The 25296-nt window shown below is 72.3% G+C and carries 18 protein-coding genes; 14 read left to right on the top strand and 4 right to left on the bottom strand.

The features are described 5' to 3' along the window. Positions 1–6: 6 nt before the first annotated feature. Positions 7–1083 carry a S1C family serine protease gene (locus KME79_RS05300; protein WP_219543529.1) on the bottom strand — a complete coding sequence of 359 codons (1077 nt, stop codon included), beginning with the start codon at positions 1081–1083 and terminating at the stop codon, positions 7–9. 784 nt (positions 1084–1867) lie between these two features. Between KME79_RS05300 and KME79_RS05295 the strand changes: the two genes are divergently transcribed. Both KME79_RS05295 and KME79_RS05290 read left to right on the top strand, forming a co-directional pair. Further along, complete coding sequence (locus tag KME79_RS05295; RefSeq protein ID WP_219543528.1) at positions 1868–2653, top strand: hypothetical protein; 786 nt, start codon at positions 1868–1870, stop codon at positions 2651–2653. 60 nt (positions 2654–2713) lie between these two features. After that, entirely contained in the window at positions 2714–4891 is a 2178-nt protein-coding gene (locus KME79_RS05290; protein ID WP_219543527.1) for an acyl-CoA dehydrogenase family protein, read from the top strand. A gap of 18 nt (positions 4892–4909) precedes the next feature. On the opposite strand, the gene KME79_RS05285 is transcribed toward KME79_RS05290, so the two are convergent. After that, entirely contained in the window at positions 4910–6766 is a 1857-nt protein-coding gene (locus tag KME79_RS05285) for a hypothetical protein (RefSeq protein ID WP_219543526.1), read from the bottom strand. A 68-nt stretch (positions 6767–6834) separates the two neighbouring features. Between KME79_RS05285 and KME79_RS46155 the strand changes: the two genes are divergently transcribed. The 5 genes from KME79_RS46155 to KME79_RS05265 all read left to right on the top strand — a co-directional run bounded on the left by KME79_RS46155 (position 6835) and on the right by KME79_RS05265 (position 14711). After that, on the top strand, positions 6835–8454 hold the full coding sequence (locus KME79_RS46155; RefSeq protein ID WP_219543525.1) for an MmpA family trehalose lipid delivery protein: 1620 nt from the start codon (positions 6835–6837) through the stop codon (positions 8452–8454). A gap of 113 nt (positions 8455–8567) precedes the next feature. After that, entirely contained in the window at positions 8568–8702 is a 135-nt protein-coding gene (locus KME79_RS46150; protein WP_261808826.1) for a hypothetical protein, read from the top strand. 12 nt (positions 8703–8714) lie between these two features. Beyond that, a complete protein-coding gene (locus tag KME79_RS05275; protein WP_148034157.1) occupies positions 8715–9509 on the top strand; it encodes a glycosyltransferase in 795 nt (264 codons plus the stop codon). Positions 9510–9516: 7 nt separating this feature from the next. Continuing rightward, positions 9517–10638 carry a glycosyltransferase family 4 protein gene (locus KME79_RS05270; protein WP_219543524.1) on the top strand — a complete coding sequence of 374 codons (1122 nt, stop codon included), beginning with the start codon at positions 9517–9519 and terminating at the stop codon, positions 10636–10638. Next, positions 10635–14711 carry an alpha-(1->3)-arabinofuranosyltransferase domain-containing protein gene (locus KME79_RS05265; protein WP_219543523.1) on the top strand — a complete coding sequence of 1359 codons (4077 nt, stop codon included), beginning with the start codon at positions 10635–10637 and terminating at the stop codon, positions 14709–14711. The genes KME79_RS05270 and KME79_RS05265 overlap by 4 nt, the downstream gene beginning before the upstream one ends. Here KME79_RS05265 and KME79_RS05260 read toward each other — a convergent pair. Next, positions 14632–15822: an acyltransferase family protein gene (locus tag KME79_RS05260; protein WP_219543522.1), complete on the bottom strand. Its 1191-nt coding sequence runs from the start codon at positions 15820–15822 to the stop codon at positions 14632–14634. The genes KME79_RS05265 and KME79_RS05260 overlap by 80 nt on opposite strands. A 119-nt stretch (positions 15823–15941) precedes the next feature. On the opposite strand from KME79_RS05260, the gene pgfA reads away from it, so the two are divergent. Then, positions 15942–16856 carry a cell envelope lipid trafficking protein PgfA gene (pgfA, locus tag KME79_RS05255; protein ID WP_219543521.1) on the top strand — a complete coding sequence of 305 codons (915 nt, stop codon included), beginning with the start codon at positions 15942–15944 and terminating at the stop codon, positions 16854–16856. A gap of 168 nt (positions 16857–17024) precedes the next feature. Beyond that, on the top strand, positions 17025–18131 hold the full coding sequence (locus KME79_RS05250) for an NAD(P)H-dependent flavin oxidoreductase (RefSeq protein WP_219543520.1): 1107 nt from the start codon (positions 17025–17027) through the stop codon (positions 18129–18131). Here the strand turns inward: KME79_RS05250 and KME79_RS05245 are convergent. Further along, a complete protein-coding gene (locus KME79_RS05245; RefSeq protein WP_219543519.1) occupies positions 18128–18937 on the bottom strand; it encodes a crotonase/enoyl-CoA hydratase family protein in 810 nt (269 codons plus the stop codon). The genes KME79_RS05250 and KME79_RS05245 overlap by 4 nt on opposite strands. A gap of 124 nt (positions 18938–19061) precedes the next feature. Between KME79_RS05245 and KME79_RS05240 the strand changes: the two genes are divergently transcribed. Genes KME79_RS05240 through KME79_RS05220 form a run of 5 tightly spaced genes read left to right on the top strand, consistent with a single transcriptional unit; the run spans position 19062 to position 25282 of the window. Then, positions 19062–20606 carry an acyl-CoA synthetase gene (locus KME79_RS05240; protein ID WP_219543518.1) on the top strand — a complete coding sequence of 515 codons (1545 nt, stop codon included), beginning with the start codon at positions 19062–19064 and terminating at the stop codon, positions 20604–20606. A gap of 16 nt (positions 20607–20622) precedes the next feature. After that, positions 20623–21516 (top strand): Zn-ribbon domain-containing OB-fold protein, encoded by an 894-nt coding sequence (locus tag KME79_RS05235; protein ID WP_219543517.1) that lies wholly within the window; start codon positions 20623–20625, stop codon positions 21514–21516. Next, entirely contained in the window at positions 21517–22548 is a 1032-nt protein-coding gene (locus KME79_RS05230; RefSeq protein ID WP_219543516.1) for a thiolase family protein, read from the top strand. It begins immediately after the preceding gene. After that, positions 22548–23696 (top strand): thiolase family protein, encoded by a 1149-nt coding sequence (locus tag KME79_RS05225; protein WP_219543515.1) that lies wholly within the window; start codon positions 22548–22550, stop codon positions 23694–23696. Before KME79_RS05230 ends, KME79_RS05225 begins: the two co-directional genes overlap by 1 nt. Then, the gene (locus tag KME79_RS05220) at positions 23696–25282 is read left to right on the top strand and encodes an acyl-CoA synthetase (RefSeq protein WP_148034146.1); all 1587 of its coding nucleotides are present in this window, start codon (positions 23696–23698) and stop codon (positions 25280–25282) included. Before KME79_RS05225 ends, KME79_RS05220 begins: the two co-directional genes overlap by 1 nt. Positions 25283–25296 lie beyond the last annotated feature (14 nt).

Here is a 25296-nt window from a genome sequence, read left to right as displayed (position 1 = left end):
TGCGGATCACCCGGCCTGGAGTTCGGTCAGGGTGACGGTGACCTTCTGACTGGCGCCGTCTCGTACGAACTCGATCTCGACCTTGTCGCCCGGTTTGTACTCCGTGAGGGTCTCGGTGAGGTCGGCGATGGTGGGGATCTGCTTGCCGGCGACCGAGACGATGATGTCGCCCTCGCGGATGCCCGCCTTGGCGGCGCCGCCGTTCGGCTGGACCGAGCGGACGGCGACGCCGGCGGGCCGGCCGTCCTCGCCGATCACCGTCGAGCCCGTGATGCCCAGCGCCGCACGGTGGCTGTTGACCACGCGCCCGTGTTTGACGATCTGGGCGGCGATGTCCGTGGCGGTGTTGCTGGGGATGGCGAAGCCGATGCCCGGGGCCGCGCCGCCGCCCAGCGACGGGTTGGTGGCGGCGAGGGTCGGGATGCCGATCACCTGGCCGGCCATGTCGACCAGGGCGCCGCCGCTGTTGCCGGGGTTGATCGCGGCCGAGGTCTGGACGGCGCTGGCGATCGTCGCGCCGGGCGAGCCTTCGCCCTGCGGCTCGCTGACCGTGCGTCCCGTCGCGGAGACGATGCCGTTGGTGACGCTGCCCGACAGGCCCAGTGGGTTGCCCATGGCGAGCACGAGCTGGCCGACCCTGAGCTTGGACGAGTCGGCGAACGTGGCCGGGCGCAGGCCCCGCGCGTCGTCCACCTTGATCACCGCGAGGTCGCCGGCGGGGAAGGACTCGACCAGCTTCGCGCTGCGGGAACCGCCGCCGGTGGCGAGCGTGACCTCCATGGTGGTGGCCTCGCCGACGACGTGCGCGTTGGTGACGATGTGGCCCTTGTCGTCGTACACGACTCCGGAGCCGAGACCGGCCTTCGTGTTGATCTGCACGATCGACGGCAGGACCTGGGCGATCACGCGCTCGTACGTCTGCTCCAGCGGCAGCGCTTCGGCGGTGGGGCTGGGCGAGGGGGTGGTCGCCGTGGCGGTGGCGGTGGGTGAGGCGGTCGGCGAGGCCGTGCCGCGGACTCCGGGCGCGCCGGCGCAGCCGGTGACCAGGACGGCGGCGGCCAGCCCTCCAGCGATCTTGCGCATGCCCGGTACTCTGCCCAGCTCGGACGGAAAGATACGCAGGTCAGGGGTGTGGGTTGCGCGACGTCTCCTGATGGATACGGTACGTGACTTCGTTCTGGTGCGGGCATAGCGGAAATGTCGCCCGTCCAGGTGACGTAGCCTTCAAGCCATGGCGGACGTCGGCGATCAGAACAACGGCAACGATGCTCCCACCGCTCCCTTTCGCAAGATCGTCCCGCCTGCGGAGGAAACCATCGCCTTCCGCCGGGACCGTCCCTCAGGAGCCTCACCTCGTCCGGGCCAGGGAGAGGTGACCCCCGAGCCTCCCAAGCCGGCGGCATCGGGCGGCCCCTCCCGGCCTTCTGGTGCGAAGTCGGGTGGTGCCTCCAAGTCTGGGGGTGCCGGCGGTTCCGCGCCGTCCGGGCCGAATCCGATCGAGGCGTCCGGGAGAGCGCCCGGTAAAGGGGCTCCGCAGTCTGCGGGCCCCCAGAGGCCGGGAGGCGAGCGCCCCGCCGGTCGTCCAGGTCAGCCGGGCCCCGCGGGGTCTGCGGCCGGTCCCGCAAGACCTGCAAGCGGCTCGGCTGCGCCGTCCGGGCAGGCCGGTGCTGGAAAGGCTGGTCCTCCGGCCCGGAAGGCCAGGTCTCTGGCCGAGTTGGTCGGGCAGCCCGGGTCGGCAGGGAAGGCTGGGTCTCCGGCTGGTCCGGCTGGGCAGGGTGTGGGGCCGCGGCGGGCTGGGGTGGGGCCCGTGCGGGTGGGGGCGGGGCCGGTGGGGCCTGGGGGTGCGTCGTTCGGGCAGGCTGAGCCGTTGCCGGCGACGGCTGCGCCGCCTCCGTTGAAGGGTGGGCTGGTCAGCCGGATCGGGGACATCCCGATCAAGGTCGTCTATCTGCTCGGCGCCATCGTCGCCACGGTGGCCGCCGTCCTCCTGGTGTTCGTGATCTTCTCGGGCGACGTGCCGACCCAGCCGGAGAACGAGGACGTCGTCCAGGTCGCCCCGGTGCCCTCGACGTCGGCCGAGGCCTCGGCGACCCCGACCCCCACCGAGACGCCGCTGCCGGCGGTGCCCGCGAAGATGGCGTTCGCCGACCTGCCGGGCAAGGCCACCGCCGCCACCGGCACCGTGACCGACAGCAGGACCGGCATCAGCTACCCCAAGCTGGGCAAGCCCTGGCAGGCCAGGTCGTTCTCGCCGTTCGCGCACGCGCAGCGGGTGGGCAAGGCCGGGGTGCCGCAGACGGTGATCGCGTCGGCGATGCTGCCCGGCGACAACCCGGAGACCAAGCCCAGGTCGGACGCCGACTACCGGGCCATCGCGGCCAGGGCGGCCCGCTGGACGCTGGGTTCCCAGTATCCGGAGGGCGCCACCCTCGCCTGGACCGGCTCGCTGAAGGTGTCCGGGGGCAAGGGCTGGACGCTCGCCTTCCGGGTGACCTACACCGACGGCGGCAAGCAGCGCACCGGTCACGCCCTGGTGTCCGTCGTGGAGGTGGGCCAGACCAAGCCCGCCATGCTGATGGCCTCGATCCCGGAGAGCGGCAGGGCGTACTGGAGAGATCTGAACACCCTGGCGGAGAAAGTTCGCCCCCTCTAGGCCAGAAGCGTGCTCTAGAATATGATTCTGGCATCTACGGAACCGCCTGGAGGATGAGCTATGGCGATCGGGTTGAGCGAGGAGCACGAGGCGCTCCACGAGTCGGTGAGCGGCTGGGCGGAGCGCAGCATCCCCACCGACACGCTCCGCTCTGCCGGCGACGAGCGGCCCGCCTTCTGGCCGGGCCTGGCAGAGCAGGGCCTCCTAGGCCTCCACCTGCCCGAGGAGTCGGGCGGCTCCGGCTACGGGCTGCTTGAGGCCGCTGTCGCCGTCGAGGCGCTGGCCGAGCGGATGGCGCCCGGCCCTTACGTGCCGACCGTGCTGGCCAGCGCGGTGATCCACGCCTCGAAGCACCACGAGCTGCTGCCCGGCCTGGCCGACGGCACCCGCACCGGCGCGCTGGCCCTCACCGGGTCGCTGACCGGCACGCGGGCGGGCGACGGCTCCCTGACCGTGTCCGGCGCCGCGGAGCCGGTGCTCGGCGGCGCGATGGCCGACGTGCTGGTGCTTCCCGTCGTCACCGGCGACGGCGAGCTGTGGGTGGCGGTCGACGCCACCGCCGCCACCGTCACCTCGCTCAAGTCGCTCGACCTCACCAGGTCCGTGGCGAAGGTCGAGCTGAACGGCGTCACCGTGCCCGCCGACCGGGTGCTCGACGGGGTGGAGAGCGCCGACGTGCGCAACATCGCCGCCGTCCTGCTCGGCGCCGAGGCCGCCGGCGTCGCGTCCTGGTGCGTCACCGCCGCCGCCGAGTACGCGAAGGTACGCGTGCAGTTCGGCCGCCCGATCGGCCAGTTCCAGGGCATCAAGCACAAGCTGTCGCGCATGCTCGTCGCGCTGGAGCAGGCCCGCGCCACCGTCTGGGACGCCACCCGCGCCGCAGGTCAGGAACTCGACTACGCGGCCGCGATCGCCGGCGTCATGGCCCCCGACGCGGCCGTGCAGTGCGCCAAGGACGCCATCCAGACCTTCGGCGGCATCGGCTACACCTTCGAGCACGACGCCCACCTCTATTACCGGCGCGCGCTCACCCTGCGCGCGCTGCTCGGCGGATCCGCCGGCTGGGCCGCCCGCGTCACCGAGCTGGCCCTGCGCGGCGTCACCCGCGAGATGGAGCTCGACCTGCCGGAGGACGCCGAGCCGCTGCGCGAGGCCCTGCGCGCCGAGATCGCGGAGATCGCCCGGCTGGAGGGCAAGGAGCAGAAGCGGGCGCTGGCCGAGCGCGGCTTCGTCATGCCGCACCTGCCCGCGCCGTGGGGGCGCGGCGCGAGCCCGCTGGAGCAGGTGCTCATCGCCCAGGAGCTGAAGGCCGCCAAGGTCAGGCTCCCGGCGTTGATCATCGGCGCCTGGGTGGTGCCGTCCGTCGCCGTCTACGGCACGCCCGAGCAGCAGGAGCGGTTCCTGCCCAAGACGCTCAGCGGCGAGATGATGTGGTGCCAGCTCTTCTCCGAGCCCGGCGCCGGCTCCGACCTGGCCTCGCTGCAGATGAAGGCGGAGAAGGTCGAAGGCGGCTGGCGGCTCAACGGCCAGAAGATCTGGACATCCGTCGCGCACGTCGCCGAGTGGGGCATCTGCATCGCCCGTAACTCCAGCGAGGGCTCCAAGCACGAGGGCATCACGTACTTCCTCGTCGACATGAAGTCGCCCGGCGTCACCGTGCGCCCGCTCACCGAGATGACCGGCGAGAACCTGTTCAACGAGGTCTTCCTGGACGACGTGTTCGTCTCCGACGACCTGGTGGTCGGCCAGGTCGGCGACGGCTGGAAGGTGGCCAGGAACACGCTCTCGAACGAGCGCGTCTCGCTCTCCTCCGGCTCCGGCGGCACCGGCGCGTCCGTGCCCGACCTGCTCGGGCTCGTCAAGCGGCTCGGCCGGGACCTCACGCCGGTCGAGGCGGACGCGCTCGCGCACGTCATCTGCGAGGGCCACTCGATCAACGCGCTGTCGCTGCGGGTGACGCTCAAGCAGCTCGCCGGCAACGAGCCGGGCGCCGACGCCTCGGTGCGCAAGCTGCTGTCGACCTCGCACGCCCAGCACGTCTCCGAGACCGCGGTGAGCCTGATCGGCGCGCAGGCCACGGCGGCGGCCGACATGAAGCTCGGCGACCCCGGCTACTGGAACCGCGCCGTGCTCGCCACCCGGGCGATGACGATCTACGGCGGCACCACCGAGGTGCAGCTCAACATCATCGGCGAGCGCATGCTCGGCCTGCCCAGGGACCCCGAACCGGGCAAGTGACCCGCGCGCCCGATCCCCTCACGGCAGCACCGGCCGTGCGGGGATCGGCGTGCCGTGCTCGGCCGGCACCGGCTGCCCCGCCCTGATCTCGCCGACGCACGCGGGCGCGCCGACCGTCCTGAGAGCCAGTTCGTCCCCCTCGCCGTGCACGGTCGCGTACGTCGCGCCGAGGTCGCGCCCCGCCCGGACCTCGGCCTGCCCGCCGCCCAGCCGCACGATGAGCGTGGTCTCGGCCGAGTTCAGGTACGTGACCAGCACGGTCCACTCCCCGGCCGCCAGCCTCTCGGGCAGCGGGAAGACGACCTCCTCGGCGCCCACGGGCGTGCAGGAGGCGCCGCCCGGCACGGTGACCCCCTTGACGTCCACCGGGTTGAGCCGTCCCCGCGGGTCGAAGACGAGCGGGGCGCGCACCGGCCCCGACAGCCGTTCCGTCCAGTTCACCCGGCCGGGCGCGAGCGGGCCGAGGACCTTGGAGACGCGGGCGTACTGGAAGAAGAAGGCCGGGTCGGCCACCTTGACCGGCACGAAGGTGTCCAGCACGACCGAGTCCTGGGGGACCCGGGCCAGCGCGAGCTCGGCCGTCACCACGTAGCTCTCGACGTTGCGGCCGAGGGGCAGCGCGGTGAAGGCCGTCACCGACCAGACCGAGCCCGCCGCGCACACCGCGGCCAGCGGCGCCCACGCCCACCGCCACCGCGGCGGCGGGCGCAGCCACGGGCGCTCCTCGCCCGCCACGGGGATGAAGGCCAGGCCGATCACGATGGCGGCCACCATCGAGGTGGACGCGATGTACCGCAGCTCGAACCCGCTCAGGTCGGCCCCCAGCGCCTCCACCCGCCCCAGCATGACCGGGACGACGTCGGCCAGCAGGAAGTAACCGAGCAGCATCAGCCAGGCCAGCCAGGCCCGCCGCCGGTAGCGCAGGGACACGGCCACCACGGCCGCGCCCACCACGAGCGAGCCCCAGATCAGCGGCGCCGGGGTGGCGGCGAGCGCGTAGTCCTCGCCGATCGGCCACCACCGCCACGGGCCGCCCAGCGAGGTGGGCACGAGCGAGCCCGAGAACATCCGCCACGTGGCCTCCACGGCCAGCCCCGCGTCCGGCAGGGAAGGCCGCACCGTGTCGTTCGTGAGCTGCACGGAGGTGAACATCTGGTGGAAGAAGACCACCGAGTACGCCGCGAGCACCCCGCCGTAGAACAGCCACACGCGCGTCATCCGGTCCCGCGCCAGCCAGCCCAGGGTCAGCACGAAGGCCATCACCAGGATGAACGGCGACTTGACGTAGAACGCCATCGCGAACAGCGTCCAGCCCACGGCGGCCACCGCGTGCCGCCGGCGCCGCGTGCGGGTGTAGAGGACGTGTGACGCGAGCGCCATGGGCACAGCCACCTGGAAGGGCAGCGCCCCCAGCACCACGGACCACCATGACAGCGAGGGGATCGTCATCGGGGTCAGCAGGAAGAACCCCAGCGGCACCAGGATCGCCGGCCGCGACCCGAACAGCACCGTCAGCAGCCGCAGCAGCGCCAGCCCCGCCGCGGCCAGCAGGCACATCGTGACGCCGTGGGCCAGCGCGTCGTTGTAGCCGCCGAGCCGTCCCATCAGCCACTGGATCGCGAACGGGCCGGGAGCCATGTGCCCGTAGTCCACCCGCATCAGGTAGTCCCAGGTCAGGCTCTGTTCCAGGCCCCTGGCGATGAACATGAAGTCGTCCTGGCGGAAGTACGTGCGGCGGACCAGCTCGAACTTCCACACCAGCTGGGCGGCCACCATCAGCAGACCCGCGGCGAGCACCACGTCGCCGCGCACCGCCTGGCCGGCCCTCGCCACCCCGTCGTCCTTCCTGCCCGCGATCCCCCCACGCGACAGCATGCCGGAAACGTCCCTCAACTGGCGACATGCTGGGAAAAGCAGTCATAGAGGTGTGATGTCATAGCTGGATGCCACACCAGGCCAGAGCCGCCCTGGCCGGCGCCGCCCTCGGCCTCACCCTCGGAGCCCTCGCCCTCGGTCCCGCTCTGGGCTGGGGGTTCGTGCTGCTGCAGGACATGGTGTTCGTCCCCGACCCGGCGTTCTCCCTCTTCACCTTCGGCCTGGCGGGCGGCGCGCCCCGGGTGGTGCCCAGCGACGCGGTGGTCACCCTCCTGTCCCAGCTCCTGCCGGGGGAGCTGGTGCAGAAGCTCGTCCTGCTGTCGATCTTCGTGCTGGGCGCCTCGGGCGTCGCCGTCCTCGTCCCTTCCCCCGGACTGGCCCCCCGCCTGGCGGCGGCGGCCTTCTACGTCTGGAACCCGTTCGTGGCCGAGCGCCTCCTGATCGGGCAGTGGGCGCTCCTCCTGGGGTACGCGGGGCTGCCCTGGGTGGTCCACGCGCTCGACCGGGGTCGCCGCCTGGCCGTGTCCGTCCTGCCGGCGGCGACGGGCGGCTTCGCGGCGATGCTGGTCACCGTCGTCACCGCCCTCCCCGTGGCCGCCTCGTCCGGCCGCCGGTGGGGGAGGGTGCTCCAGGTGGGGCTGGTGCTGGGCGCCTTCTGCCTGCCGTGGCTGGTGCCGGCGGTGCTGCGGCCCGACGGTCTCGAAGGGGACCCGGTGGGGGTGGAGGCGTTCGCCTCGCGGGCCGACACGCCGTTCGGGACGGTGGGGAGCCTGCTGTCCCTCGGCGGGATCTGGAACGCGAACGCCGTGCCCGCCGGGTACGACGGGATCGTCGGGGCGGTGGCGCGGCTGGTGCTCGTGGTCGCGGGGATCGCCGGGTTCTGGTGGCTGGGCCGCCGGTTGCCGTACCGGAACGGGCTCGTGGCAGCCGCCGTCATCGGGTTCGCCGTCGCGTCCGCGGGGGTCACCGAGGCCGGGCGGTCCGTGCTGAAGTGGCTGGTCGGGGTGTGGGGCGGGTTCGCGGTGTTCCGGGACGCGCAGCAGTACGTGGCGCCGGTCGCGTTGCTGGCGGCCGTGGGGCTCGGGCTGCTGGCGGCGGCCGTCGTACGGGAGAGCCCGGCCGGGGCGAGCGGGTCCGCGGCGCCGGGCGGACAGCCGGCGACGGCGGGTGGGCGGCCTGGACGGTGGCTGGTCGGCGTGCTGGTCGTGGTGCCGGTGGCCGTGCTGCCGACGATGGCGTGGGGGGCTCTGGGGGCGCTGGACGCCGTCTCGTATCCGCGGTCGTGGTACGAGGCGAGGGACACGCTGCGTGACGACCCGGCTCCCGGTGACGTGCTGGTGCTGCCGTTCGAGTCGTACCGGAGATTCGGCTGGAACGGGCACAGGGCGGTGCTGGATCCGGCGCAGCGGTTCTTCGCGGTGCCGGGGCGGCGGGTGGTGACCAACGACGTGGTGCGGGTGGGCGAGATGGTCGTCGGGAGCGAGGACCCCCGGGCCGCGGAGGTAGAACGCGTACTAGAAGGCGGTTCACCTGACCTCGCCCGACTGGGGTTCCGGTACGTGATTGTTGATGCGGGGACGGTTGAGGAGAAGAACCAGTTCGCCGTCTGGCTCGGTGACGCCGAGGTGCCGGTCAACTCTGCGGAGCTGCGTCTGTACAGGTTGGAGCCGCCGCTTACGCCCCGATAAGGTACCTCATCAGGGGTTTTGTAAAATTTAGGTCTAGCTACTAGCGAGTAGCAGTAATTGGTTCTAGGTTTGTCCACATACCCCGGACCCCTGCCGCACCAGGAGGAACCCCCGTGATCAAGATCCTGTTAGCAGCGATCATCGGCGTAGCCGTGGCCGCACTAGTGACGACGATCACCACGGTCTCCCTGACCGGTTCCACCGCCACGCCTGTCAACCAGCCGCTCTACAACTACGGCACGCGGTAACAGAGCGCCGCCATGCCGCCCTCCTCCTCAGGGAACTCGGGGGCGAGCCGGCGACCACTGCTTGAGATCGTCGTTCCCGCGCACAACGAGGAACGACGGCTTCCCGGGGGGCTCCTGCAGCTGTGCGCGAAGCTTGCCCGCATGCCGTTCCCGACCGCGGTCATCGTCGTCGACAACAACAGCACGGACGGCACCGCCGAGATCGTCCGCACCTGGCCCGAGGGCGAGGTCCCGGTCCGGCTGGTGAGCTGCCCGGTGCCCGGCAAGGGAGCCGCGGTCCGTGCGGGGCTGATCGAGACCCGTGCCCCCTTCGTAGGTTTCTGCGATGCCGACATGGCCACCGACCTGGCCGCCGTCGACGTCGCCTTCGGCCTGCTCCTGTCCGGGGAGCGGGTGGTGATCGGCTCGCGGGCGCACGCGTACTCGAGTGTCGAGAACCGTCACAGCCGGATCCGCGAGATCGGCGCTGTCGGCTTCCGCGCGCTGGCCAGGGCGCTGGTGCACGGGGTGAGCGACACCCAGTGCGGGTTCAAGTTCTTCGACGGCCCGCTCGCCCGCGAGGTGGCCGCCGAGCTGCGCACGCCCGGGTTCGCGTTCGACGTGGAGCTGCTGGCGCGCTGCGCCGGCCGCGGCTCGCGGGTGCTGGAGATCCCGGTCCGCTGGCACGACATGCCCGGCTCCAGGTTTTCCCCGGCCCGGCACAGCTTCGGCATCATGCTGGAGCTGGGCAGGATCTGGCTGAGGCTGCGCGCCACACCGCCCGCGCCCGTCTGGGAACCTCCGCTCGACCCCGTCGGATATCCGTGAACGACCCATGAACGTCGCCGTCGTCAACTGGCGCGACCCCTGGCACCCCGCCTCCGGCGGCGCCGAGACCTACGCCTGGGAGCTGGCGCGCCGGATGGCCCGCGCGGGCCACGCGGTCTCGTTCGTCACCGCGCGGGCGCCCGGCCAGTCGCGGGCGGAGACCCGCGACGGCGTACGGGTGCGCCGGATGGGCGGGGTGTTCACCGTCTACCCGCTGGTGCTGCTCTGGCTGCTGGTCCGGCGCACCCGGTTCGACGCGGTGCTCGACTGCCAGAACGGCATCCCGTTCTTCACGCCGTGGGTGCTGCCGCGCCGTACCCGGATCCTGTGCGTCGTGCACCACGTGCACGACCGGCAGTTCGGCCTGCACCTGCCGTGGTGGCTGGCCGCGGTGGGGCGGTTCCTGGAGGGGCCGGTGTCGCGCTGGACCTACCGGCGGCACACCGGCGTGGCCGTGTCGCCGTCCACCGTGCGCGCCATGCGGGAGCGGCTGCGCTGGATCGGCCCGATCCACCTGGTCCACAACGGGGTGAGCACGGCCCCGCCGGAGAGCGACGTCCCCAGGAGCCCGGTGCCGCGCGTCGTCTGCGTCGGCAGGCTGGTCGCGCACAAGCGCGTCGGCCTGCTGCTGGACGCGGTGGCGGAGCTGCGCGAGCAGCGGCCTGACCTGGTCGTCGACGTCATCGGCCGCGGCCCGGAGGAGGCCGCGCTGCGCGCGCGGCTCCCCGGGGGCGTCACGCTCCACGGCTACCTGCCGGAGGAGGAGAAGGCGCGCCTGATCGCCGCCGCCTGGGTGCACGTCACCGCCTCGCAGGGCGAGGGCTGGGGGCTGTGCGTGGTGGAGGCGGCCGCGCTCGGCGTGCCGACCGTCGCCTTCGACGTGGAAGGGCTCCGGGACGCGGTACGGGACGGCGAGACGGGCTGGCTGGTCCCCGAGGGCGGCACCCCGGCCGCTGACCTGGCCAAAGGCCTCGGCGCGGCGCTGGACGAGGTCGCGGACGAGCTGACTGACCTGGGTCCGGACACCTATAACATGAAATGTCGGAAATGGGCTGGACGGTTTTCCTGGGACGCCAGCGCCGACCGCCTCATGGCGTTGATCACCGGTGCGGACGTGGAGGAGCGGTGACCGAGAAGGCCCGGCACCGTTTCTGGCTGGTGTTGTGCTGTGCCGGCTTCGCGATCCTGGCGTTCACCACCAAGCCCGGCCACCTCATCCCCGACACCAAGCTCGACCTGGCGCTGAACCCGCTCGGCTGGCTGGAGCGCGCCACCCACCTGTGGGATCTGCAACACTTCGGCCAGCTCCAGAACCAGGCGGCCGGCTACCTGTTCCCGATGGGCCCCTTCTTCGCCCTCGGCGAGCTGGCCGGCGTCGAGCCGTGGATCACCCAGCGGCTCTGGCTGACGCTGCTGTTCTGCGTCGCGTTCCTGGGCGCCGAGCGGCTGGCCGCCAAGCTCGGCGTCGGCACGCCGGGCACCAGGATCGCGGGCGCGCTGGCGTACGCGCTGGCCCCGCGCGCGCTGTCGATCGTCGGCGAGATCTCGATCGAGTGGCTGCCCGCCGCGATGCTGCCGTGGATCCTGATCCCGCTGCTCACCGCCGCCGAGACGGGGCAGCGGGCCAGGGCGGCGGTCCGGTCGGGGCTGGCCGTGGCGCTGTGCGGCGGGGTGAACGCGGTCGCCGTGCTGGCCGTGCTGGTCGCCCCCGTCGTCTACATCCTGACCCGGCCGCGCCCGGTGCCGCGCTGGCGGATGCTCGGCTGGTGGACGGCCGCCGTCGCGGTGGCCACCCTCTTCTGGTCGCTGCCGCTGCTGCTGGTGGGCCGGTACGCGTTCTCGTTCCTGCCCTACACCGAGACCTCGGCGGCGACCACGCAGGTCACGTCGCTGACGAACGTGCTGCGCGGCGCCTCCGACTGGGTGCGCTTCCTGCCGCTCAGCGGCGTGTTCGAGCAGCCGCCCGGGTACGCGATCGCGACCTCAGGCGCGATGGTGGCGGTCACCGGCGTCATCGCCGCGCTCGGCCTGGCCGGGCTGGCCCGCCGTGACCTGCCCGCCAGGGGCTTCCTCATCGCGCTCTTCCTGGTGGGGACGGCGGCGGTGACGGCCGGGCACATCAGCGCGCTGGAGCCCGCCGTGGCCGAGCCGATCCGGTGGCTGCTGGACGGCCCGCTCGCGCCGCTGCGCAACCTGCGCAAGTTCGACCCGCTCATCCGGCTCGCGCTCGCGTTCGGGCTGGCCCACCTGCTGGCGAGCGTGCTCGGCCGGGCCAGGCTGCCGCTGCGGGCGGTGGCGGCGGGCGCGTTCGCCGCGCTGGTCCTGCCGGTCTTCAACCAGGGCCTGGCGTACCCGGGGGTCTTCCAGCAGGTGCCGGACCACTGGCGGCAGGCCGCCGCCTGGCTCGACGAGAACGCCGGTGACGAGGGCGTGCTGGTCGTGCCCGGCGCCTCGTTCGGCGAGTACGTGTGGGGCCGGCCGATGGACGAGCCGCTCCAGCCCCTGTCCAGCGTCCGGTGGACGGCCCGCCAGATCACCCCGCCGGGCTCGGTGGGGCTGAGCAGGCTGCTGGACGCCGTCGACCAGCGGCTGACGTCCGGCCACGGCTCGGCCGGGCTGACCGAGGTGCTGCGCCGCATGGGCGTCCGCTACGTGCTCGCCAGGAACGACCTGCTCAGGGAGCAGCTCGCGGGCGCCTGGCCGGCCAGGATCCACGAGGCGATGAGCGAGTCGCCCGGCGTCACCAAGGTGCGCTCGTTCGGCGAGCCGGTCGGCGACGTGTTCGGCGACGACGCCGTCGACTCGCTCGACGCCGCCTTCCCCGCGCTCGACCTGTACGAGGTGTCGGAGCCGTCGGGCCTGGTCACCGTACGGCCGGCGGCGGACGCGCTGCGGGTGCGCGGCGGCCCCGACTCGCTGCTCAGCATGGGCGACCTCGGCCTGCTCGGCGACGGCCCGGTCCTGGTGAACGACGACGCGGCCGGGGTCGAGGCGCCGGCCGTGGTGAGCGACGCGCTGCGGCTGCGGGAGCGGCACTTCGGCGAGCTGCGCTCCAACATCAGCCCGACACTCACCGAGGACCGGCGGGCGGACTTCAGCGGCGTGCTGGCCCTGGACCTGATGGAGAAGGGCTGGCTGGAGAACACCGCCACCGCCGAGTACGACGGCATCGCCGGCGTCTCGGCCTCCTCCTCGGCCGCCGACGCCGGCGCGCCCGCCGGGATCAGCGACCCCTCGCGCGGCCCCTGGTCGGCGATGGACGGCGACGTGCGCACCGGCTGGGAGACCGACGGCGCGCGCACGCCCGAGGGCGAGTGGCTCCAGGTCGACCTGCCCGCGCGCCGGGAGGTCTCCCGCGTGCGTGCGATGTTCGCCGCCGAGTTCCTGCTCGGCCAGACGGTGGACCGGGTGGCGGTCGAGACCGAGGCGGGCCGCCGGGAGCAGGACGTCGAGCAGACCACGGACCCGCAGTGGCTGACCCTGCCTGAGGGGCCGACCTCGTGGATCCGGGTCACGATCCTGTCCGTCCGGCCCGGTGACTGGACCTACGGACAGCGCGCCGGGATCGTCGAGCTCAGCGTGCCCGGGGTGACCCCCGGCAGGACGATCCGGCTGCCCGGCTCCGGCGGCGACGTGTTCGTCATGGACCGCGGCCTGGACGCCCGGCCCGGATGCGTGCGCAGCCTGAACCGGTGGGTGTGCAATCCCCCGCGCCTCGCCCGTACCGGGGAGGAGAGCACCGGCCTGGACCGCACGTTCACCGCGGACGCGGAGCGGGCCGTCACCGTGCGCGGGTCGGCCGTGCTGCGCGACAGTGCGCTCGTCGACCGGTTCACCCGGGTCAGCGGCGGCGTGACGCGGGTGTCGGGCACCTCGCAGCTCAGCGAGGACGCGGTGGTCTCGCCCCGGTCGGCGTTCGACGGCGACCTGACCACCACCTGGGTCCCGGCCGACGGCGACCGCGAGCCCGCGCTGACCGTCGCGTGGAAGGGCAAGAAGAAGATCTCCCGCATCCAGGTCGGCAGGCCGGGCAGTGACACCCAGTCGCTCGACGTGGTGGTCACCGGCGACGGCGGTGTCTCCCGCGGCGGCCGGGTGGACGAGCGGGGCCACGTCAGCTTCGACCCGATCACCACCAGCCAGCTCAAGATCCGCTTCTACCCGCTCACGCAGCGGGTGCAGGTCACCGAGCTGGCCATCCCCGGGGTGGCCAAGGCGAGCACCCCCGGCGACATCCCGCTCCGGCTCGACTGCGGCACCGGCCCGCGGATCGAGGTGAACGGCCAGGTCGTCGAGACCCGCGTCGCCGGCAGCCACCGCGACCTGCTGGAGCAGCGGCCGGTGCGGATCACCGGGTGCGAGAAGGCGGAGCTGCTGGCGGGCGACAACCGGGTCAAGGTGGCCGGTTGGGAGCCGTTCCAGGTGGAGAACCTGGTCGTGGGCGCCCTGCCGGAGACGCCGCGCCAGGTGGAGGCCGCCGCGGTGCCGGGCACCTGGACGCAGTCCGCGCGCGAGGTGCACGTGAGCGCGCCCGACGACGCCTTCCTGGTGGTCGGTGAGAACTTCAACGCCGGCTGGCGGGCGAAGATCGGCGACCGGACGCTCCGGCCGGTCCGGATCGACGGCTGGAAGCAGGCCTGGGAACTGCCCGCCGGCTCGTCGGGCGTCGTGCGGATGGAGTACACGCCGGACCGGCCCTACTGGTTCGCGCTCGCCGCCGGGCTGGGCGGGATCGCGCTGCTGGCGCTGCTCTCCCTGATACCGCTCGGGCCGCGCCCCGAGCACGTGCGCGCGACCGCGCCGGCCGCCCTCTCGCGGCTGTCGAGCTGGCGGGCGCCGTACGCGGCGGTGGCGGGGCTGGCGTTCGGCTACTGGATCGCGGGCACGCCCGGCATGCTCGCCCTGGTCGCCGCCGGGGCGCTGGCGCTGTGGCTGGACGGCCGCACGCGGGGCGCGTACTGGCTGCCGGCCGGGCTGTTCTGCGCGGCGGCGGGCGCCCAGGCCGTCGCGCTCACGCTGCGCTCGTACGGGATCGAGGCCGGGATGCTGATGGACGTGCTTATGGACCACGTGCCGCAGCTCGTCGCGTGCGCGGCCATGGGCGCGCTGTTCGGGCGGCTCGTCACGCGGCGGGAGCCACCGGCCGCGGAGCCGGAGCTTCCGGTGGCCGAGCAGGTGCTGACCGGCGCCGGCCGAGCGTGAGGGCGACATGTTCGATCAGGTGATAGCTCGCGATGCTGAGCAGCAGCGACACGATGAACGACACCACGGCCAGGCTGGTGAAGTCGCCGGTGAACGGCGGGTCGCCGGTGATCTGCCGGTGCAGCGTGATGACCGGCGCGTGCCACAGGAAGAAGCTGTAGGAGATGCGGCCCAGGTAGGCGGCGACCGGGTTGCCGAGCAGCCGGTGGCGCAGCGAGCCGGGGTCGGGCGCGAGCGCGAACGGCGCCACCAGCAGGACGGCCACGGCCGCCTCCAGGGTCATCCTGACCATGGACTCCCCGAGGGTCGGCAGGGTGAGCGTGCGCGGCCCGGCCAGCGGCGTCGACAGCACCGCGTACAGCAGGAAGGCGAGCACCAGCAGCTGGGGGGCGAGCGAGCCGATCACCCGGCTGCCGCCGAGCCAGACCGACAGCACCGCCATCGCCATGCCGCAGGCGAAGAACACCAGGTGGTACGGGAGCCAGAGCGCGAGGTCCGGCACCTCCAGGACCCGGGCGGCCACCACGCTGGCCACCGAGACCACCGGCAGCACCGCGATGCCCCAGAGCAGCCGCACCGGCACGTTGCCGCCCCGGGCCGCCCACCGGTGCAGCGCCCAGCCGAGCAGTGGCAGCACCAGGTAGAAGGCCATCTCGATGGGCAGCGTCCACATCTGGTAGAGGCCCTCGGCGCTGTGCAGGCCGGGGACGTAGTTCTGCAGCAGGAGCAGCCAGACCACCCAGCCGGTCCAGTCGAGCGGCGTCCACGCCCACAGCGCCAGCGAGGCGACCAGCCAGTAGACCGGCAGCACACGCAGCGCCCGCCGCCACAGGTAGAGCCCGGCGGCGGGGCGCGGTGCGCCCTCGATGGCGGCCTTGGCCCACGGCCGGTAGAGCAGCAGGCCCGACAGCAGGAAGAACACCGGCACGGCCATCCCGAGGCGGGACAGCAGCCAGGCGTACATGCCCTCGCCGTACATCACGCCGGTGTTGCTGGCCACGTGCAGCAGCCACACGCCGAGCGCGGCCAGGGCGCGGATGCCGTCGAGAGCGGCGTCTCTCTTCAGTGCTCTCACCCCCGGGGTCTCGTCGGCGAAACCACGATAGAACATGTTTCTATCGATTTGGTTGCGGCTCGTGGTCGGCGGGTGACGCCGATCACTCACTGTCATACTTTGATCCAGGTCATACAAACCAGACGACAACACGTTCTAATTTTGCGGAGGTCTCGATGGGTCGTATTTCAACGCTCGTCCTCATCGGGCTCGGCGCGTTTTTCATCGCGCTCGCCCCGCTCCTGAAATTCTGGGCGGCGGACCAGCTGATCTCCGCGCCGGCGAACCAGTTCGGTATCTCCACCCTGGAGGCGAAGGGCGCCCAGTACTTCTCCCGCCAGGATCTCAAGGTGCTGAACGCCGACCTCGAGATCATCGTCACCACCCGTGGTGACGTGAAGGACGCCACCGGCGACCGGGTCGTCTGGGACGAGGCCACGGTGGTCAACGACGTGACCAACAACCGCAGGTCGGTGGACATCTCCGACCGGCGCAGCGCCTTCAACAAGTACACCGGCGAGGCCGTGAACTGCTGCGGCGTGAACATCGCCAAGGCCCCGGTCACGCTGGAGGGCCAGATCTACAAGTGGCCGTTCGACGTGGAGAAGAAGACGTACAAGGTCTTCAACTCCACCGCCAAGCAGGCCTTCGACGCGACGTTCGTGCGCGAGGAGAAGGTCAACGGCCTCGACACGTACGTGTTCGAGCAGCTGGTGCCGGCCACCAAGACCTCTACGCAGACGATCCCCGCCAACATCGTCGGCATCACCGACGTGACCGGTGACGTGCAGATCGACCGCTGGTACGACGGCAAGACCACCTACTGGATCGAGCCCGTCACCGGCTCCCCGGTCAAGCAGGAGGTCCAGCGGCACGAGGTGCTGAAGACGCAGGACGGCGTGGAGCGCGCCGCGGCCTTCGTCGCCACCGCCCAGATGACCGAGGAGACGGTGAACGGCCTGGTGAGCAACGCCCAGGACGGCAGGAGCCAGATCAACCTGCTGCGCAACACCATCCCCCTCGTCCTGCTCGTCGTGGGCGTCGCGCTGATCCTCGCCGGCGTGGTGCTCGGCCGCCGCCGCACCGCCTGATCCTTTTCCGACCCCGGGGCCCGCCGCGTGCGGGCCCTTTTACTTTTTCCGGGACCGTTACAACGAAAATTGAAACGTGTTCCAATAAAAAGTTACTCGCCGGTACAAGCGAAACATCTAGCAGTAGAACGTGTTGCAGTTCGGTCTTCCCGGTCGTATCGTCGGGACATGCGGACCCGTGTGACGGACATGTTCGGAATCGACCTCCCGATCTTCGCGTTCAGCCACTGCCGCGACGTGGTGGCCGCCGTCAGCAAGGCAGGCGGAATGGGCGTGCTCGGCGCCCTCTACTTCACCCCCGAAGAGCTCGAACGGGAGCTCGCCTGGATCGACGACCACGTGGACGGCAAGCCGTACGGGGTGGACGTCGTCATGCCGGCCTCCTACGAGGGCGCCGAGTTCCCGGCGGAGGAGCTCGTCGGCCGCCTGCAGGGGATGATCCCCGAGGGGCACCGGCAGTTCGTCGAGAACCTGCTGTCCAGCCACGGCGTGCCGCCGCTGTCGCAGGACGCCGACGCCGGCCGGGTGCTGCTCGGCTGGACGGACGCCACCGCCCGGCCGCAGGTGGAGGTCGCGCTCAGGCACCCGATCGCGCTGCTGGCCAACGCCCTCGGCCCGCCGCCCGCCGACGTGGTGGAGCAGGCGCACGCCCACGGCGTCAAGGTCGCCGCCCTCGCCTCCACCCCGCGCCACGCGCTCAAGCAGGTCGAGGTGGGCGTCGACGTGGTCGTGGCGCAGGGCACCGAGGCGGGCGGCCACACCGGCGAGATCTCCACGATGGTGCTCATCCCGCAGGTCGTGGACGCCGTGGACGTGCCGGTATTGGCGGCGGGCGGCATCGGCAACGGCCGCCAGATGGCCGCGGGCATGGCGCTGGGCGCGGAGGGCGTCTGGACCGGCTCGCTCTGGCTGACCGTCGAGGAGGCCGACACCCCCGAGATGGCCAGGCAGCGCATCCTCGCCGCGACCTCCCGCGACACGGTCCGCTCCCGCAGCTGGACGGGCAAGCCCGCCCGGCTGCTCAAGAACGAGTGGACCGACGCCTGGGAGGCGCAGGAGTCACCGGGCACGCTGCCGATGCCGCTGCAGTTCATGCTGGTCTCGGACGCGCTGCGGCGCATCGGCCGCTCCGACGCCGCCGAGCTGGCGACCTTCCCCGCGGGCCAGATCATCGGCATCACCAACCAGGTCCGCTCGACCAAGGACGTGGTCTACTCCCTGGTCGAGGAGTTCGCCGAAGCCCTCGAACGCCTCGGCCGCATCACCCGCGACTAACGGCCCCGGTAGGTCGGGGGGCGCTTCTCGCGGAAGGCGCGGGTGCCCTCCTTGGCGTCCTCCGACCCGATCACCGGCCAGCCCAGCTCGTCCGACACCTTGAGCGCCTCCGCCTCCGCGAGGCCCTGGGTGTCGCGGTAGGTGCGCAGGATCGCCTGGACGGCCAGCGGCCCGGCCGCCGCCACGCTCGCGGCCAGCTCGCGGGCGGCGTCCAGCGCCCCGCCGTCGGGGACGACCCGGTTGACCAGGCCCATCGCCAGCGCCTCGGCGGCGGTGACCGAACGGCCCGTGAGGAGGAGGTCCATCGCGTGGCAGTACGGGATCTGGCGCGGCAGGCGGACCGCGCTGCCGCCCATCGGGAAGAGCGCGCGCCTGGCCTCGAACAGGCCGAGGGTGGCCGACTCCGCCACCACCCGCAGGTCGGTGCCGACGAGCAGCTCGGTGCCGCCCGCCACCGCGTAGCCCTCGACGGCGCTGATGACCGGCTTGGCGGGCAGGTCCTCGCGGAGCAGGCCCTTCCAGTGGTAGTTGGCGATCTTCTCGCCACGCGCCACGACCTCGGGGTCCGACGGGGGAGCGGACATCGCCTTGAGGTCGGCGCCGGAGCAGAACGTGCCCTCCGCGCCCGTCAGGATCGCCACCCTGACGTCCGGCTCGGCCGACACGTAGGCCCAGGCGCTCGCCATGCCGATGAGCATGTCGGAGGAGAGCGCGTTGCGGGCCTCGGGGCGGTTCATGGTGACGATCACCACGTGGTGGTCACGTTCCACGCGGCAGTGGGGGGTGCTGATCGGCAGAAGCTCCACTCACTCCTCCTGAAATCAAGCGCTTGCTCACACCATAGCCGCGGGTTACGCTGCCCGAAAGAAATGAGAACCTGTTCTTATTTCGCCGGTTCGGGGGCCTCGTACGACCTGGTGAGGAGTACCGATGGGCACGCTCGGTTTCTGGCGGCTGGCGCAGGCGGACCCCGGCTGGATCGCGGCCGTGGACCCCGACGGCACCGAGCACCGGGCCGGTGACCTCCTCGCCCGCGCGAACCGCCTCACCCACGGGCTGCGCGCGCTCGGCCTGCGGGCCGGCGACGGCCTCTGCGGGCTGGTGCCCAACGGCTCCGACGGGCTCGTGCTCTACCTGGCGGCCCTCCAGGCAGGCTGGTACTACACGCCGATCAACTGGCACCTGACCGGGCCGGAGATCGCGTACATCTTGACCGACAGCGAGGCCAAGGCGTTCGTCACCCACCCCCGGTACGCGGCAGAGGCGACGCGGGCGGCGGAGGCCGTCGCTCCCGAGCGGCGCTTCGCCGTGGCGGACCTGCCCGGGTTCCGGCCGCTGGACGAGCTGACCGAGGGGCAGCCGGACACCATGCCCGCCGACCGCACGGCCGGCGCCACCATGCACTACACCTCCGGCACCACCGGCAGGCCCAAGGGCGTGCGCCGCCCGCTGACCGGCCTGGACCCCGACGACGGGGCGGAGCTGATGACGTTCCTGCTCGGCCTGTTCGGCGTCACCCCCGGGCGGCCCAACGCCCACCTGGTCACCTCGCCCAGCTACCACACCGCCGTCAGCCAGTTCGGCGGCACCGCCCTGCACATGGGCCACACGCTCGTCTACATGGACCGGTGGGACGCCGAGGAGATGCTCAGGCTCTGCGAGCGCCACCGGGTCACCAGCTCCCACCTGGTGCCCACCCACTTCAAGCGCCTGCTCGCCCTCCCCGAAGAGGTGCGGGGGAAGTACGACCTGTCCTCGCTGAAGTGGATGATCCACGCGGCCGCCCCCTGTCCCGTGCCGGTGAAGCAGGACATGCTCCGGTGGTGGGGCGACGTCGTGTACGAGTACTACGCGGCCACCGAGGGCGGCGGCACCCTGGCCACGCCCGGCGACTGGAAGGCGCATCCCGGCACGGTCGGCAACGCCTGGCCCATCACCGAGCTGCTCATCGCCGACGACTCGGGCGAGCCGGTGCCCGCCGGCACCCCCGGCACGATCTACATGAAGATGATGGGCGCCTCCTTCGAGTACAAGGGCGACCCGGCCAAGACCGAGGCGAACCGGCTCAAGGACTTCTTCACCGTCGGCGACATCGGCTACCTGGACGAGGACGGCTTCCTGTTCCTGTGCGACCGCAAGGCCGACATGATCATCTCCGGCGGCGCGAACATCTACCCGGCCGAGATCGAGAACGAGATCATGGTCCACCCGAAGGTCGCCGACGTGGCGGTGTTCGGCATCCCCGACGAGGAGTGGGGCGAGCAGATCAAGGCCGTCGTCGAGCCCGCGCCCGGCGCGGCACCCGGCCCGGAGCTGGCCGCGGAGATCCTCGCCTCGCTGGAGGGCCGCCTGGCCAGGATGAAGTGGCCGAGAACCGTCGACTTCATCGACGAGATGCCCCGAGAGCCCAACGGCAAGCTGCTCAAACGCAAGCTGCGCGCCCCGTACTGGGAGGGCCGCGACCGAGCCATCTGACCACCCGGGAGGGTGCATGTCCGATCCGCTGACCGCGGAGCACGTGCTGGAGTTCCCCGGCGGCTACACCCGCTCGACGGGACCGGTGATCGGCCGGTTCCTGACCGAGCTGCGCGCCGGACGGATCGTCGGGGTGCGCACCGCCGACGGACGGGTGCTCGTCCCCGCGCTGGAGTACGACCCCGCCACCGGCGACGCGGTGACCGGCGAGTACGTCGAGGTCGGCCCGGCCGGGACCGTCACCGCGTCCGCCTGGGTGGCCGAGCCGCGCCCCGGGCACCCGCTGGACCGGCCCTTCGCCTGGGCCATGATCAAGCTGGACGGCGCCGACACCGCGCTCGTGCACGCCGTCGACGCGGGCAACCCGAAGGCGGTCGCCCCCGGCACCCGGGTGTGGCCGGTGTGGCGCGGCGAACGCTCGGGCCACATCACCGATCTCGCCTGCTTCGCCCCCGAGGTCACCAGGATCGTCTCGCCGGTCCGCGTCCCGTACACGCTCCAGGCCGGCGGGGCGCTCCGCGTCTTCCTGGAGGGGATCAGGCGCGGCGTCTTCGTCGGCGGGAGGTGCGCGAGCTGCGGGAAGGTGTACGTGCCCTACCGGCTGTCCTGCCCCGAGTGCGGGATCGCGATCGGCGAGCAGGTCGAGCTGCCCGACACCGGCACGGTGACCACGTTCGCGATCAACAACCTGCCCGACCCGCGCGCCCCCGAGGTGCCCTTCGTCTCCGCGTACGTGCTCCTCGACCGGTCCGACGTGCCCGTGATCGCGCTCGTCGGCGGCATCCCCGCGCACGAGGTGCGGCAGGGCATGCGGGTCAAGGCCGCATGGGTGCCCGAGAGCGAGCGGACCGCGTCCATGGCGAACATCCGGTGGTTCGCGCCCACCGGCGAACCCGATGTGGAGCTGTGAATGAGCCGCGTGGCCAGAGAAGTCGCGATCGTCGCCTTCGCGCAGACCCGGCACACCGCCCACGACACCGGGCTGTCCGAGCCCGAGCTGATCCTGCCCGTGATCGAGGAGGTCAAGGCGCTGACCGGGCAGAAACGGTTCGGCTTCACCTGCTCGGGGAGCTGCGACTACCTGGCGGGGGCGCCGTTCTCGTTCGTCTCCGCGCTGGACGCGGTCGGCGCCTGGCCGCCCATCTCGGAGAGCCACGTGGAGATGGACGGCGCCTGGGCCCTGTACGAGGCGTGGGTGCGGCTCCAGCACGGCGACGTGGACACCGCCCTGGTGTACGGGTTCGGCAAGTCCAGCCAGGGCGACCTGCGGGCCATCATGACCTTGCAGCTCGACCCGTACTATCTGGCGCCGCTCGGCCTGGACCAGCTCTCGTACGCGGCGCTGCAGGCGTCGGCGCTCGGCGCCGGACGGGCCGAGCTGGACGCGATCGCGCGCCGCAGCCGCGCCGACGGCAGGCGCAACCCGTACGCGCTGGACCTGCCGGAAGAGCTGCCCGACGGGTACGCGGTCGAGCCGCTGAAGGCGTCGGACGTCGCGCCGATCACCGACGGCGCGGCGGCCGTGGTGCTCGCCGCCGGGGACCGGGCCCGCGAACTGTGCGCCACCCCCGCCTGGATCACCGGCATCGCGCACCGCATCGAGCCGCACTACCTCGGCCTGCGCGACCTCAGCCGGTCGCCGTCGGCGGCCGACGCGGGCCGCGCGGCGGGCGTCGGCAAGGGACCGGTCGACGTGGCCGAGCTGCACGCCCAGTTCGCGCACGAGGAACCGATCCTGCGCCGGGCGCTCGACCTGCCCGACGACACCGTGATCAACCCGTCCGGAGGGCCGCTGGCCGCGAACCCCGTCATGGCCGCCGGGCTGATCCGCCTCGGCGAGGCGGCCCGCCGCATCCACGACGGATCCGCCCGCCGCACCGTCGGCCACGCGGCGAGCGGCCCCTGCCTGCAGCACAACCTCGTCACCGTACTGGAGGCCTGATGGCTGAGCGCTGCGCCGTGATCGGCGTCGGGCAGACGCGCTACACGACCAAGCGCAGGGACGTGTCGATCGCCGGGCTCGTGCGCGAGGCGGCGCTGCGGGCACTGGAGGACGCCGGGCTGACGTTCAAGGACCTCGACGCCGTCGTCATCGGCAAGGCGCCCGACCTGTTCGAAGGCGTCATGATGCCCGAGGCGTACCTGGCCGACGCGCTCGGCGCCGCGGGCAAGCCGATGCTGCGCGTGCACACCGCGGGCAGCGTCGGCGGCTCCACCGCGCTCGTCGGCGCGGGCCTGATCCAGTCCGGCGTGCACGAACGGGTGCTGGTCGTCGGCTTCGAGAAGCAGTCGGAGTCCAACGCCACCTGGGCGCTCTCCACCCACCTGCCGTTCAGCTCGTCGCTGGTGGTCGGCGCGGGCGGCTACTTCGCCCCGCACATCAGGGAGTACATGCGCAGGAGCGGCGCCCCCGGCCACGTCGGCGCGCTCGTGGCCGTCAAGGACCGGCTCAACGCGCTCAAGAACCCGTACGCCCACCTGCGCATCCCCGGCATCGACCGGGCGATGGTCGAGTCCACGCCCATGCTGTGGGAGCCGATCCGCTACCTGGAGTCGTGCCCGTCCAGCGACGGCGCCTGCGCGATCGTGCTCTCGTCCGAACAAGCCGCCACCGGCACCCCGGCCTGGGTGCACGGCACCGCCATGCGCTCCGAGCCGCTCTCCAGGGCCGGCCGCGACACCGTGAGCCCGCAGGCCGGCAAGGACTGCGCCGCCGACGTCTACCGGCAGGCCGGCGTCACCGACCCGCGCCGCCAGATCGACGTGGCCGAGGTGTACGTGCCGTTCTCCTGGTACGAGCCGATGTGGCTGGAGAACCTCGGCTTCGCCGCCGAGGGCGAGGGCTGGAAGGTCACCGAGTCCGGCGCCACCGCGCTCGACGGGGACATCCCGTGGAACCCCTCCGGCGGCGTGCTGTCCAGCAACCCGATCGGGGCGTCCGGGCTGATCAGGTTCGCCGAGGCCGCGCTGCAGGTGCGCGGCATGGCCGGAGAGCACCAGGTCGACGGGGCACGCCTGGCGCTCGGGCACGCGTACGGGGGAGGAGCGCAGTTCTTCGCCATGTGGATCGTCGGACGGGAGAAGCCGTGATGGAGTTCAACCACGCTGACTTGTTCGAAGGGGTGGCCGACGCGATCGGGGACCGCACGGCGGTGGTCTGCGGGCCGGACCGCCGCACCTACGCCGAGCTGGACGCCGAGGCCAACCGGCTCGCCCACCACCTCCAGGACCGCGGCATCGGGCCCGGCGACCACGTGGGGATCCACCTCTGCAACGACATCGAGTACGTGGCCGGCCTCCTGGCCACCCTGAAGCTCCGCGCCGTCCCGGTCAACGTCAACTACCGGTACGTCGAGGCCGAGCTGCTCTACCTCTACCGCGACTCCGACATTCGGGCCCTGCTGTACGACGTCGAGTTCGAGCCCCGCGTGGCCGCCGTCGCCGGCCAGGCGCCCCGGCTGGGCCATCTCATCGCGGTGAACGGCCCGCCCGGCATCCCCGGCGCGATCTCGTACGAGGAAGCCCTGCGGAGCGGCGACCCGGGGCGCGGCTTCGGACCGCGGTCCGGGCAGGACGTCTACATCATCTACACCGGCGGCACCACCGGCATGCCCAAGGGCGCGATGTGGCACGTCGAGGACCTGTTCATGGCCTTCGGCGGCGGCAACCCGACCGGCGAGCCGCGCGCCACCCCGCAGGAGGTGGTCGACGAGGCCGTCAAGGCGAGCCCGATCGCGATGATGGCCGCCGCGCCGCTCATGCACGGCGCCGCCCAGATGGGCACCTTCATCGCCTTCTGGATGGGCGCGACCATGGTGTACGTGCGCACGTTCGACCCCGACGAGGTGTGGCGGGCCGTCGAGCGGGAGAAGGTGCTCACGATGAACATCACCGGCGACGCCATGGCCAGGCCGCTCGCCGAGGCGCTGGAGCGGGGCTCCTACGACGTGTCGTCGCTGTTCGTGCTCAGCTCGACCGGCGCGATCCTGAGCGGCACCGTACGCGACCGGCTCCAGGAGCTCCTGCCCAACGTGCTGATCCGCGACAACTTCGGCTCCACCGAGGCCGGCTACACCGCCGACGGGATCGACGGGGCCACCCCCGAGACGGGCCTGCGCTACCGGCCCAACCCGCACGCCAGGCTGGTCGTGCTCGACGACCGGCTGCACCCCGTCAGGCCCGGCTCCGGCGACCTCGGCACCGTCGCCAAGGCCGGCCGCATCGCGTTCGGCTACTACAACGACCCGGACAAGACCGCTCGCACCTTCGTCACCACCGAGGACGGCACCCGCTGGCTGCTCACCGGCGACCTGGCCACCGTCGAGGAGGACGGCACCATCACCGTGTACGGGCGCGGCTCGCAGTGCGTCAACACCGGCGGCGAGAAGGTGTTCCCCGAAGAGGTGGAGGCCGTGCTCAAGGGGCACCCGGCCGTCTTCGACGCGGTCGTGACCGGGGTGCCGGACGAGCGGTGGGGCAACCGGGTGGCCGCCGTGGTCGAGCCGCGTCCCGGCGCCGCCGTCACCGCCGAGGAGCTCGACGCCCACTGCCGGAAGCAGTTATCGGGCTACAAGGTGCCGCGCTCGTACGCGTTCGTGCCGCGCATGGAGCGCTCGCCATCAGGCAAGGCCGACTACCGATGGGCCAGGGACACGGTGCTGGCCGCACAATCTTGACCAGCGCAGGGCCG

It is taken from the genome of Nonomuraea harbinensis (assembly GCF_019396385.1).
Classification (GTDB): Bacteria; Actinomycetota; Actinomycetes; order Streptosporangiales; family Streptosporangiaceae; genus Nonomuraea; species Nonomuraea ferruginea.
Note: the sequence above shows the minus strand (reverse complement) of the source record. Positions and strands in the feature narration are given on the sequence as shown.